The sequence below is a fragment of the Streptomyces sp. B21-083 genome (assembly GCF_036898825.1).
GTDB lineage: Bacteria > Actinomycetota > Actinomycetes > Streptomycetales > Streptomycetaceae > Streptomyces.
This window is the reverse complement of sequence record NZ_JARUND010000001.1, coordinates 4,087,360-4,099,952: the sequence shown is the minus strand read 5'-3', so window position 1 is coordinate 4,099,952 and position 12,593 is coordinate 4,087,360. Positions and strand designations below refer to the sequence as shown.

Below are 12,593 nucleotides of genomic sequence, written 5' to 3'. Positions count from 1 at the left end.
TGGTTGTCGTGCGGGCTGGGCGTCAGGTCGTGCGCGGAGGCGGGTGCCGTCCGGTGAGGTCTGCCGACGGGGTGATGGCTGTGCCGGTGTTCGGGGGGAGGGAGCCTGCGGCCTCGAAGTCGGCATCGGTGAGTTCGTCGGGGCCGGCGCGTTCGGTGAGCCAGGTCTCCAGGACGGTCAGGTTGGCGACGGTGAGCATGACCGCGAGGAGGAGGGTCTGGGTGACCTGTCCGGGGGCGGGCCGGTGTTTGGGGTTGCCGATGTCGAGCGTCCCGCTCTTGAAACGGCCGTTGGCCCCCTCGTTGTGGCTACGAATGGGCCGGTAGGCGTTCAGCCAGGGCGTGTGGAGATAGGGGACATCCTGGCGGTACTTGGCCAGACGCCAGTCGGCCGCCTCGGCGTCGGCGGGCACGGTGATGGAGCCCGCGCAGCACACCTGGGGCATGGCCTCCGCCGGTGGGGGCGCGAAGTGTTCGGTTTCGGGGATGTGCACGGTGGGGCGGGCCGCTGCGGGGAGGGCCCGGCCCAGGGGGTTGCTGAGGTCGATCACTCGGGCGGGCATCACCGTGGGGGTAGGGGTGCGGGGCCGAAGCCGGTCACGCCGGGCGCAGTTGACCGACGGGGAGGGACCGGAAGCCGGGCACTGCAGGCGTATCGCCCCGCGGGCGTCAGGCCCTTCCTTGAGCTTGAAGTGGTAGGAGGCGCGGGCTTCGATCTTCTCGCGGAGTTCGTCGCTGCGAAGCCGGACGGTGTCGTCGTCGGCGCCGCTGGTGGCGTGGATGAGTGGGGCGGGGGTGAGCGGGCACATCAGCGATCCGTCGACGAGCGGGGCTCCTTGCCAACTGCCCTGCAGGCCACGTTCCTTGACCTTGTAGTCCAGGGCGAGGCGGTAGCCGAGGCGGCGGACGGGGGTCTGGAAGGTGGGCGGGCTGCAGCCGGTGTAGGCGCGGTCGGCGGCCAGGATTCCGGTGGGCAGGCCGAGTTCGGCGAGCTGGGTCAGGATCGTGACGGCGTTGGGGCCGGTGCGGACGGTGGGGGTGTCCAGTTCGAAGCCCAGGCACAGCTGGGGGTAGGCCTTGGGCGTCTCGTCGCCCGAGTCGCGGTGGTGGGCGGCGATGGCCAGGGCCGCGCTGTAGCCGAAGACCTTGTCCCCGGTGCCGCCCTTGAAGTGCCAGCCCGCGGTGATCTCCACCGAGGCGGTGCCGCGTCGGCGGCTGTCGGGGTGGGCACTCACGCGGATGTCGGTGGCGTCCACGCCGACGTCACCGTTCCAGCCGCGCAGGTGTCCGCGCTGGTGGGCCATCCGGACGGTGGCCAGGACCAGGCGGTTGGCCAGGGATTGGAGGCGGGCGGCGGCGGTGCGTCCTTCGGGGCTGTCCCAGATCGCGGCGTGGAAGTCGGCGTGGCTTTGGGGCAGACGGGAGCGCCGGTCGTGGCGGACCGGGTCCAGGACGGTGGTGATGGTGTCCAGGCCCCGGTAGAGCCGTTTGCTGGAGGCGATACGCGCGGCGGGCCCGGCCGGAGGCCGGTCGGGGATGCCCAGCCAGGTGCGGGCTCTGGGCTCAAGTCCGTAGTGCAGGATGCGCCAGGCATCGGCGACGGTGGCCCGGCCGGTGTAGTACGCCGACAGCAGCAGACCGGCCAGCACCACCCGGGGACGTACACCCTTGGGTCCGGGACGGTCCTTGAGGAGTTCTTCCAGTTCCTGGGGGATGCCGGAGCGGTCCAGGAGGGTCAGCAACTGGCCGACCTTGGAGTCGGGGATCTTCGCCGCCCCGCTCAACGGCGGCTTGGGCCGCAGCCACCGGATCCGGATCTCCGGATCGTCGGGGGCCTGCGGGCGGCGCATCACAGCCGGGGTCCGCGCAGCAGCGCGGCGGCCTGCTCGGGACCGAGCGGAGGTACCCAGTGGAAGTAGGGAGCCAGGCCCGCAGCCGAGCGCATGCCCGCGGCGTCCGCGACCAGGGCCGGATCGATCCGCTGCCGCAGCAGGTCCACGATCCACGTGGTCCGCAGCCGCCGCGCCGCCAGCGGGGGCAGGCCCGCGTGCGGCCGGTGGCGGGCGGGCCAGGAACTCACCAGGTTCTTCGCCGCCTCGACCTTGCGGCCGGGCCGGAACAGGTAGCCGTCCCCGGCGACCTGCGCGAGTTCGGCCAGCGTCTGCTCCCACTCGGATCGGCAGGCCACCAGCCGGCTCAGCCAGGGCGCGTCGAGAACGACCATGTTCTGGGCGGTGACGCGCAGATCGCCGCCCCGTACGGTCGGCACCTCGCCCGGGGCCAGGCCGCAGCCCGCAGTGAGCGCCATCAGCGCCAGCCCGTCCAGCCGGGCCCGGCCCGGCAACAACTCCACCCAGCTCCGCAACCGGCTCAACTCGCCCAGTTCATACGGTGGTTGGGGTCGGCGATCCGCAGCGATCCGGATCGGCGGGGCCTCCCCGCGCTGCACCCACACCAGCGCCTCGCGGGTGCGGCGCAGCCAGGTCCGGAAGGTCTGCGCCGTGCTGCCCGGCCTGCCCCTGAGCCCACGGAGGATGAACGCGTCGATGGTCTCGGTCCGCATCCACAGCCCCGGATCGCGCGGCAGACCGGTGCTGTCGGCCCACACGGCGAGGCGGCCCACCACATGCAGCAGATGCCCCGCCTCGTAACAAGTGGCCGGGGCCGCCGCCGTGACGGTGGCCCTCACCTGGTCCGCGACCGGCCCCCACCGCTCCGGCGGCAGTCGGGGGCGGTAGCGGCGGATACGGGCGGAGACCTGCGAGTTCAGCGTCACAGACCAATCCCACCGGCTGGTCAAGCAGCCAGTGAAGGGATTGAAGCCGATCTTCACGTAAAGGAGTGCATCAGCATGGTCGGAGGCATGGCCCGGCGAACACCGCCGCGCGAGCTTGCCCGCGATCCGGAAACCTGGCCCCACGCCGAGCTCACCGACCCCGGCGCCGCCGTCATCCAGGCCATCGCCCGAGCCCTCGAGAACGCCCTCAAGGCCCAGAAGCGGAGCCTGCGGCAAACTGCCGTCGGCGCCGGGGTCAACCGGCAGGCCATCGCCGACCTGCTTGCCGGACGCTGCTGGCCCGACGTCGCCACCGTCGCCCGCCTGGAGAACTTCCTTGCCGTGCCGCTGTATCCGCGCCGAAGCGGAACGTATCCCGACCACTGAAACCGGCCTTCCCGTCCCCGAATAACAGCAACTGCCGGGACGACGAAATAGGCCACGCACCCCCCGAGGCGAGCACGGTTGCTCTAACCTCGGGGGCAGCGTGAGCCACTACCAATGGGGTCCACGTCGAAGGTTCCGAAGAGGGTCCAAGCTCAACGGAACCCGTCCCCTCCTCCCCGTAACGGGAGGAGGGGACAGTTCTTGAGGCCGGCGTCGTTAGGCGGCTCCCTTCAGTCCGGCGTCACCCATGGGCCCCGGCTCATCGGCCGGCCCGGTCTCAGTAATCCGGGCGATCGCGAACACGGCTGTCTTGACCTCGGAGACCCGCCCGTGCCCGACCAGCCGTTTGCACGTCGCACGGATCGTCTCCACCGCAGCCGTCCCCGCTTTTCCGGCTGTTGGACGGCCAAGGGCCTCGGTGATCTTCGTGACGTGCATCGGTTCTCCGGACGTCGCCAGCAGCTGCTCGATGGCCTGCATCACAGAACCGGACTTCGCTTTCGACGCCGTCTTCTTCGCCGCCGAAGCACGCGGCCTGCCGGGCCCGCGTTCCTGTCGGCCGCCAGCTGCCCCATCGGCTGGCTCGGACTCTGCCGATGCGGGGGCGGCGGGATCGCTATCCTCATCAGTCGGGCTCTCCGCAGCCTCCTGCGCGTCGGCGTCCTGCTCCTGGCCGGGGCGCGAGGGCGGGGCGAGGATCTCGTCAAGTGCCCCGGCAAGCTGGTCGCATGTCGTGCATGTCTTGTCCAGCTCGGCTTGCACAGAGGCCAACTCAACCTCCAGGTCGTGCCGGCGCTGCCGCAGCCGATCTGCTTTGCGGGTGTAAAAGTCCACGGCCGTCCGCAACCCCGGCGCCGCAGCAGCCTCGTCCATGCCGGTGAAACCCATCTGCCCTCCCGACTCATCGGCGCCACAGGCGCGACGCCAGACATCGTGGGGAACGCCAGACGTCCCAGACACCCAAACGCCAAACCACGTCTGGCAGTTGAGTCGGCAGGTGCCGCCAGATGTGCCACCAGGATTCGTTCTCACCGGCTACGACTGGCACGCTCGCCGGCCAAGCGCAGTTCTCACAGAGCATCTCCACAACCATGAAGTTGCCGTGTCGGATCGGTCGGTGCGTGTAGTCCAGCTCGTGGACAAGACCTGGTCAGCAGCTGTGCGGAGCCTGTAGATCTCTCCTTATCGATCTCTTATGTGGAGATCTCTTGAAGGGGTCGTGATGGGTTCTTGGTTTACTAGCGGGCCTCCCGGTCCGTTCAGTGCGTCCGCCGAGCTCCGGGCGGGCAGACGATTGCGCCAGATAGCGGGGGCGCTGTCGCTGCTACTGGCTGTTGAGACGGCCATGGTCGTGGAGTTGGCTGGGCAGGCGATAGCCGTCACCGCCGCCGAATCCTCCACGACCACGACGACGTCGAAGCTGGCGAAGGTGTTGGGACCCCCGGAGGCGACCGATGGCGCGTCGGCGCTGTTGATGGCGCGGTTGCAGGACCGCAAGATTGAGGTGCTGTCGGAGCGGACCGCGGATTCGACGACATACGCCTTGCCGTCCGGGGAGTTGCAGACGGAGGCGTTCGCCGGTCCGGTCCGGGTGAAGCAGGAAGGAGCCTGGAAGGACATCGACACCTCGCTGTCCGACACCGGGTCCAGCCTGACCCCGGAGGCCACGGTCGCCGACATCTCCGTCTCGGACGGCGGCGACACGGCGCTGGCATCGGTGTCGAAGGGGGAGACGTCCTTTGGGATGGGCTGGGAGGACAAGCTCCCCACCCCTACGGTCAAGGACAACACGGCCTCCTACGACCTGGGCGACGGGCAGACGCTGACGGTCAGCGCGCTGGCGCAGGGCTTCTCCCAGAACGTCATCCTCGACCAGGCGCCGGACAGTGCGGTGTCGTACCGGATTCCGATGCACCTGGACGGGCTGAAACTGTCCCAGGCCGAGTCCGGACATCTGCTGCTCAAGGACTCCGGCGGCAAGCTGGTCGCCGAGGCCCCGGCACCCATGATGTGGGACTCCAGCAGAAACGATTCCTCAGGTGAACCGGAGTACCAGGCCCGGGTCGACACGAAGGTCGAGACTGCCACCGACGGCGCGCAGACGCTGGTCCTGACCCCGGACGCGGACTTCCTCGCCGATCCCGCCCTCACCTATCCGGTGACGGTCGACCCGACGTCCACCCTCGCGGTGACCACGGACACATGGATCCAGACCCCGGACTACCCGGACTCGCAGGTCTCCTCCCAGGAGCTGAAGTCGGGCACCTACGACGCCGGCGCGGACCTGGCGCGTTCGTACCTGAAGTTCGACATGTCGAAGTTCGCCGGCAAGCACATCACCGACACCAACTTCGCCCTCTACAGCTACTACTCCTCGACCTGTGCCACCAACGGAGCCGGCACCACGGTCCGCCGCATCACCTCCGACTGGTCCTCGACCTCGCTGACCTGGGGCACCCGCCCCTCCTCCTCCGGGACCGGCGCCGTCAACAACCTGGTGCCGCGCGGCTACTCCTCGGCCTGCCCGGCCGCCTGGTCCAACTGGGACATCGACGCCATCGTCCAGGCCTGGGCCGACGGCGCCACCAACTACGGCCTCATGGTCTACGGCACCAGCGAAACCGACTCCACCACCTGGCGCCGCTTCCGCTCCGCCAACTACACCACCACCGGCTACGCCCCGAAGCTGACGGTGACCTACAACTCGTACCCCACGAAGCCGACTTCGGTGGCGATTGCACCGTCGCAGGTCAACGGCGTCCGGTACGCGACCTCGCTCACCCCGACGCTGTCGGCGAAGGTGACCGACCCGGACGGGTCCAGCACCCGCGGCCAGTTCGAGGTCACCGCCGATCCGGCCTACGCCGACACCACGTACTCCTACACCGCCACCTCCGCCGCGGTGGCCTCCGGTTCCACGGCGAATCTGACCGTGCCCTCGGCCAGCGCGCTGCCGGCGGGCAAGCACCTGCGCTACCGGGTGCGCGCCTACGACGGGACCGACTACGGCTCCTGGACCGGCTACACCACGTTCACCATGGACACGGACAAGCCGAACGCTCCGACCGTCACGTGTGACACCTACACCCAGAACGACTGGACTGCCAAGGCCTCGGCCGCCGTGTCCTGCACGCTCGACACCACGTCCACGGACGGTGCCGGTTTCCAGTGGGGCCTGGACGACGCGTCCCTGCCGAACAAGAAACTGGACACCACCGACGGCACCGGCGGCGACGCGCAGACCATCAGCATCAACCCGGCCAACGGCTGGCACACGCTGTACGCCCGCACGATCGACTCCGGCGGCAACCTGTCGACGGCCACCACCTCCTACTCGTTCGGTGTCGGCGCCGACGGGGCCTCGATCCTCTCCCCTTCCGACGGTGACACCACAGCACGCCGACTGACGCTGTCCGCCAAGGGCTTCCCCACCTACACCGGGGTGACCTGGCAATACCGACGCGGTGAAACCGACTCCTGGCACACCGTGCCGGTCGGTGACGTGACCGCCGCCGGCGCCGCCGTCTCCGCCTGGCCGGTCGCCGTCACTGGCGGCGCCGCCACCAAGCTGGTGTGGAACACCGTCTCCAGCCTCGCCGAGGACGGCGTGATCCAGCTACGGGCCGCGTTCACCGACGGCACCACCACCGGCTACTCCCAGACCACCGAGGTCACCCTGGACCGGGACGCGGGCACCGCCCCCAGCGCCCAGGTCGGCCCGGGTTCCGTGAACCAGCTGACCGGCAACTACACCCTTTCGGCCACGGATGCCGCCGCGTTCAGCGCGAGCGTGGAGCGCATGTACTCCTCGCGCGCCAACAGCACCGACGCCGAGGGCCAAGCGGCCATCTTCGGCCCCGGCTGGACCTCCTCGATCGACGCCGCCGGCAGCGACTACACGCAGATCCGCAAGACCTCCGACACCTCGGTGGAACTGCTGCACGCGGACGGCAGTTCGGTCGCCTTCACCGCCACCGGCTCAGACAGCTGGCAGCCGGAGACCGGCGCCGAGCTCCTCACCCTGACGGGCACCCTGTCCGGGGCCTCGTTCACCCTCACCGACACCGACGCCAACACCACGGTGTTCACCAAGACGGCCACCGGCGTGGCCACCTGGACGCTCGCCTCCTCGGCGACAGCGGTCGACGACACCACTGTCACCGTCGCCTCGGAGACGGTCACGGTCGGCGGCAAGACGCTGGCCCGCCCGAAGTACGTGATCTCCCCGACCGGCGCGGTCACCGCGGCCACCTGCCAGGCCACCCCGGCCACCAAGGGCTGCCGCGTCCTGGAGTACGTCTACGCGCCCGCCACCACCGCCACTTCCAGCACGCTCGGCAACTACGCGGGCCAGGTCGCGTCGGTCAACCTGTGGGCCACCACTCCCAACGCCACCACCCCCGCCTCCGCCTCGACGTCCGAAACGATCGCCTCGTACGCCTACAACGCCTCCGGCCAGCTCCGCCAAGTGTGGGACCCCCGGATCAGCCCCGCGCTGAAGACGGAGTACACCTATGACACCAACGGCCGCGTCGCCACCTACACCCGGCCCGGTGAACTCCCCTGGACCTTCACCTACGGCACGGCCGGCTCCGCACTGACCTCGGGCACCGGCATGCTGCTCAAGGCCTCCCGCCCGGCACTCGCCGAAGGCTCCATGAGCACCACCTCCGGCACGGCGGCCACCACCGTCGTCTACGACGTACCGCTCTCCGGCACCGCTGCCCCCTACAAGATGGACACCACGACCGTCGGCACCTGGGCGCAGGACGAGGCACCCACCGACGCGACCGCCGTCTTCCCGCCGGCGGACACCGTCCCCACCTCCAACACCGGCAGCGACCTGACGGCCACCTCGTACGACCGCGCGAGCATCACCTACATCAACGCCAACGGCCAGGAGATCAACACCGCGAGCCCCGGTGGCTCGATCACCGCAACCGAATACGACGAGACCGGCAACCTCGTCACCGAACTCACCGCTGCCAACCGTGAGCTGGCACTGAGCAGCAGCAGCTCCGACCAACTGGCGACCCTGGGCCTGGCCGACCTGTCGACGGCCGACCGCGCCCAGCTCCTCAGCACGGTCTCCGAGTATTCATCCGACGGTGAGCTCCTCACCGACGAGTACGGCCCACTGCACGAGATCACACTCACAAAGGAACTTACCGGCACTACCACCGAGTCCACCCTGGCCGCTGGCACCGTGATCCCTGCTCGCGCCCACACCTCGTACACCTACGACGAGAACCGGCCCAGCGACGCGGCGGTCTCCGACCTGGTCACCTCTACGATCTCCGGCGCCGCTGTCGCGGGCTACGCCACCGACGCCGACACCGCCACGAGTACCACGACCTATGACTGGTCCACCGGCCAGGAAAAGACCACCGAAGGCGCCGACACCAGCTTTGTGGTGACGACGTACGACGACACGGGCCAGATCGCCAGTACCCGGACCGTCGGCTCTTCCGGCTCGGACGCGGGCACGCTGCGCTACACGTACTACGACGCGGCCACCACCGGCACCTGTGCCTCCGTCGAGTGGGACGGGATGCTGTGCAAGACCACGCCCGCGGCCGCCGTCACCGGCGGCGGAAACAACCCCACTGAGTCCGTCACCGCCGTTTACACCTACGACCGCTGGGGCCAGATCGCCACCCAGACGGAGACCGCCAACGGTGTGACCCGCACGGCCACCAACACGATCGACGCCGTCGGACGCACGACGATGAAGGCGGTCACCGGCGGCACCGGCAAGGCCACCCCGGCCACCACGTACACCTACGACGGGACCACCGGACAGCTCGCCACCCAGACGTCGAGCGGCCAGACCGTCACGTATGGCTATGACGCCCTCGGGCGCCAGACGTCGTACAACGACGGCACGGGCAGCACCACCAACTCGGCTTACAGCATCCTCGACCGCGTGGTGAGGGTGTCCGACTCGGTGCCCTCCACCTCCACCTACACCTACGACGGCACCACCGGTCGGGCCCTGTCCGTCACCGACTCCGTCGCCGGGACGTCCACCGCCACTGCCTACGACGCCGACGGCGCTCTGGTCGGCGAGTCCCTTCCCGGCGGCTACACCATGGCCACGACCTACGACACGGTGGGCAACCAGACCTCCGTGACCTACAAAGACTCCACAGGCGTCATCGTGCTGTCCGACGCCGCGGCCTACACGATCAACGACAAGCAGGCCGGCCACACCCAGACCGACGGAACGACCACTCAGTCCGACTACACCTACGACAGCAAAGGCAGACTCACAAAGGCCGCCGACAGCACGGCCAACGGCTGCACCACCCGCGCCTACACCTTCGACGCGAACAACAACCGCAAGTCCCTGACCGCGAGTTCGGACGACTGTGACAGCAGCACCTCCGACACCACCACGGCCACCACATCGTCCACCTACGACACGGTCGACCGCCTGGTGAACTCCGGCTACGCCTACGACGCCTTCGGCCGCACCACCACCAGCAGCGGCAACACCGGCCTCACCTACTACACCAACGACCTGGTCGCCTCGGAGACCCATGGGACCAGCCGCAAGACCCTGGACCTGGACGCCGCCGGCCGGCTGGCCTCCGCGACCACCGCGACCACCAGCGATAGCGGCACCACCTGGTCGACCACGAGCACCACGGTGAGCCACTACAGCTGTGGCTGTGACACCAGTTCGTGGACGGCAACCACCCCGGCCGCGGGCTCCGCCACGACCATCCAGCGCAACGTCTCCGACCTCGCCGGTGGCTTGGCCGTCACCACCAGCGCCACCGGCAACGCGGTCCTCCAACTGGCCAACCTGCACGGTGACATCTCCGTCCAGCTGAACCTGCAGACGGCCACCGCCACCGTCCAGCGGTACGACGAGTACGGCAACCCGCTGGACGCCACTGCCGCCGCAGCAGAGTACGGATCCCTGGGCGCCTACCAGCGAGCCGGCGACGGCCTGGCTGGGTACACCCTGATGGGCGTCCGCGTCTACGACCCGACCACCGGCCGCTTCCTCCAGGCCGACCCGGTCTACGGCGGCAACGCCAACGCCTACGTTTACCCTGCCGATCCGATCACGCAACTGGATACCAGCGGCAGTCGACTGAACTTTCGCGATCAGCAGAAGGCGACAAAAAACTACACGTTGTATCTCAGGCGGTCTTGCACCGGACACTCCAAGTGCAGTCTCACCTGGCGCCTGAAGCTGAAGAGCATATGGAAAAAGTACGGCGCCGTGAAATTGGTGTTCAGTATCGTCATTCCGGGGAAGCAGATCGTCAAAAACCAGAGCTACGGTCACGCGGAGGCCGGAGATTATTTCTTCCACGCCTCGTGGGGGGTTCCGAACGGGAAAAGCCGACTGGAGGCCGATCGGGGGAAGTATAGTGTGTACGGGCTCACGATGTGGTTCGACTGGACCGACAATGTCGAATGGTCCGGCACTGTCACCGTTCAGAACCTTTGCGTGAGGAATCCGAGGCTGAGCATCTACGCAGTGTTCACCTAAGGATCTCCAGATCGATCCAAGTGATCACGTGAAATGGAAATAGCATATCGCCGGAAGGGGTCTTTCCGGCGATATGCTATTTTGGGGCTGGACTCTCAACGGGTGAAGGTGAATACAATCGGAAGGATGTTGGCGATGTCGAACTTTCTGGACTGGCGCAACAGGATGCTGCAAGCCGTCTGGCGGCAAGGGGATCCCATCTCGGAGGAGGTGCTGGCGTGGATGTCCGAGCTATATGATGAATTCGAAAAAATGCCCGAAACTGAATTCTGCGAACTATGGACCACGCGAACATTTTCCATGGCGAGAACAGCCTTCGAGGTGATCGAAAAGTCGGTATTTGATGAAACAGGGAAAAGGGTCGCCGGGGAGGAATTTGACTACATCAATTATTTTCGCGACCCAGAATTTGGGCCGGTCGGTGTGGTTCGATTCAAGTCCACGGAAGTCTCGACGCCGGATTGGGCGGAGGTTTTGGGTGTCGTAGCGGAAGGAGTGCAGGAATTTGTTATGGATTATTATGCAACAGTCTGGCCTGTCTGTGGCCGCCACACCTTCGGCCTGCACGTAGATTATCTCCATGAGGCTGCGGTTTGGAAATGTAACGGGGGGCCTGCGGGTGGTCATGTGGTAAGGGCGGTTGATCCTACGATTCGGCTATAGGTCGTGGCGGATGGTGGCGCAATGCCACCTACGACCTCACCCGCGATTGAGTTCGGGGCGTGGTGGCCTGGCGGATTGGCTGGTGGGTGATCAGCAGGCGATGTCGCGGGCGAGGACGAGTTCGGTGCTGTACTCGCGGCGGGTGGGCCGTTTGGCGGCCCGGTCGGAGATCAGTGAGGCGATGACCCGCTGGGTCTCGGGGAAGGTTTCGCGGTCTCCGGTGAACCGCCTCATCGGTGCCCATTGCCGCAGCTCGGCGTTGGTGTGCTCGACGCAGATCCGGGCCGAGGTCTGCCGCCGCCTCGCCTCGCGCCAGGCGTATTTGTCGCCATCGCAGGCGTCCTCCTTCGGTTTCTTCGGCGGCGCGGTGACCTGGTGGGGGAACTCCTTGGCCAGGCCCTGGTAGCCGGAGTCGGCTTTCGCCTTCACGCTGGGACGGGTCCGGACCTGCTCGGCAATGCCCTCGGTGCGCACTGCGGTCTGGTCGTGCATCCGGCCGGGCCGTTCGACCCCGGAGTAGAGCAAGCGGCCCTGGCCGTAGCTGAACGTGGTGGTTTTGATGGTGTTCTGCCCGCGCTTGCCCGAGACGGATGCTCGGCGCCCGGGCCGGTCGGCCTTCAGACGGCGGACCTGGGTCTCCGCACCGTCGAGCCGCAGTTCGATGTTCTCGGCCTCGACGTAGGCGAACACGTCCTCCAACGTGCGCAAGCGCAGGCCGAGCCGGTCGGACGGCGAAGCCGCGGGCCGCGAGCACGGGCCTGACCTCTTGGACGGCCCGGCCGATGGTCGACGAGTCGACGTCGCAGACCACGGCGAGGGCGTCCTGGGGCAGACCGGTGCGCAGGGACGCCAGCGCCGCGGCCCTCACCGCCTTCTTCGTCCAGGCAATAGCGGAGAACCACGGCGCGATGGCCCGAACCGTCAGCGGCCTCCTCGCCCTGGCCGTCGGGTACGGACTGGGCCAGGCGCTGCGTGCCATCGGCCGCGGCCTCAGGGCTACGGTCTCCCTGGTGGCGGGGGCGGTGGTACTGATCGCGGCCGTGGACGAGTCCGCCGCCCCGCTATGGGGCTGGTACATGCCGGACCAGGTCGCCTGGCCCTTGACGGTCGCCGCCTACGTCGTGGGCGCGGCCCTGGCATTCGCGGTCCTCCCGGGCAGGGCCATTCCCACGCGCCCGGTGCACTGACACCGGACATGCTGGCGGACGGTGGGGAACGATCTATGGCGGCTCGGGGAACGATCAATGAGGGCATGAAT

8 protein-coding genes are annotated in these 12,593 nt (G+C 68.1%); 4 read left to right on the top strand and 4 right to left on the bottom strand.

What is annotated here, in order from left to right:
- Positions 1-22: 22 nt before the first annotated feature.
- A complete protein-coding gene (locus tag QA861_RS18345) occupies positions 23-1,849 on the bottom strand; it encodes a hypothetical protein (protein ID WP_334589403.1) in 1,827 nt (608 codons plus the stop codon).
- Positions 1,849-2,775 carry a hypothetical protein gene (locus QA861_RS18340; RefSeq protein ID WP_334589402.1) on the bottom strand — a complete coding sequence of 309 codons (927 nt, stop codon included), beginning with the start codon at positions 2,773-2,775 and terminating at the stop codon, positions 1,849-1,851. Before QA861_RS18340 ends, QA861_RS18345 begins: the two co-directional genes overlap by 1 nt.
- A gap of 75 nt (positions 2,776-2,850) precedes the next feature.
- Between QA861_RS18340 and QA861_RS18335 the strand changes: the two genes are divergently transcribed.
- Positions 2,851-3,162, top strand: coding sequence for a helix-turn-helix domain-containing protein (locus QA861_RS18335; RefSeq protein WP_334589401.1), 312 nt, complete (start codon positions 2,851-2,853; stop codon positions 3,160-3,162).
- Between the two features lie 216 nt (positions 3,163-3,378).
- On the opposite strand, the gene QA861_RS18330 is transcribed toward QA861_RS18335, so the two are convergent.
- Complete coding sequence (locus QA861_RS18330) at positions 3,379-4,050, bottom strand: hypothetical protein (RefSeq protein ID WP_334589400.1); 672 nt, start codon at positions 4,048-4,050, stop codon at positions 3,379-3,381.
- A gap of 406 nt (positions 4,051-4,456) precedes the next feature.
- Between QA861_RS18330 and QA861_RS18325 the strand changes: the two genes are divergently transcribed.
- Positions 4,457-10,672, top strand: a complete 6,216-nt coding sequence (locus QA861_RS18325; protein ID WP_334589399.1) for a DNRLRE domain-containing protein — start codon at positions 4,457-4,459, stop codon at positions 10,670-10,672.
- Positions 10,673-10,807: 135 nt separating this feature from the next.
- Complete coding sequence (locus tag QA861_RS18320; RefSeq protein WP_334589398.1) at positions 10,808-11,335, top strand: hypothetical protein; 528 nt, start codon at positions 10,808-10,810, stop codon at positions 11,333-11,335.
- A 90-nt stretch (positions 11,336-11,425) separates the two neighbouring features.
- On the opposite strand, the gene QA861_RS18315 is transcribed toward QA861_RS18320, so the two are convergent.
- Positions 11,426-12,025 carry a transposase family protein gene (locus QA861_RS18315; protein WP_334589397.1) on the bottom strand — a complete coding sequence of 200 codons (600 nt, stop codon included), beginning with the start codon at positions 12,023-12,025 and terminating at the stop codon, positions 11,426-11,428.
- A gap of 92 nt (positions 12,026-12,117) precedes the next feature.
- On the opposite strand from QA861_RS18315, the gene QA861_RS18310 reads away from it, so the two are divergent.
- A complete protein-coding gene (locus tag QA861_RS18310) occupies positions 12,118-12,522 on the top strand; it encodes a hypothetical protein (protein WP_334589396.1) in 405 nt (134 codons plus the stop codon).
- Positions 12,523-12,593 lie beyond the last annotated feature (71 nt).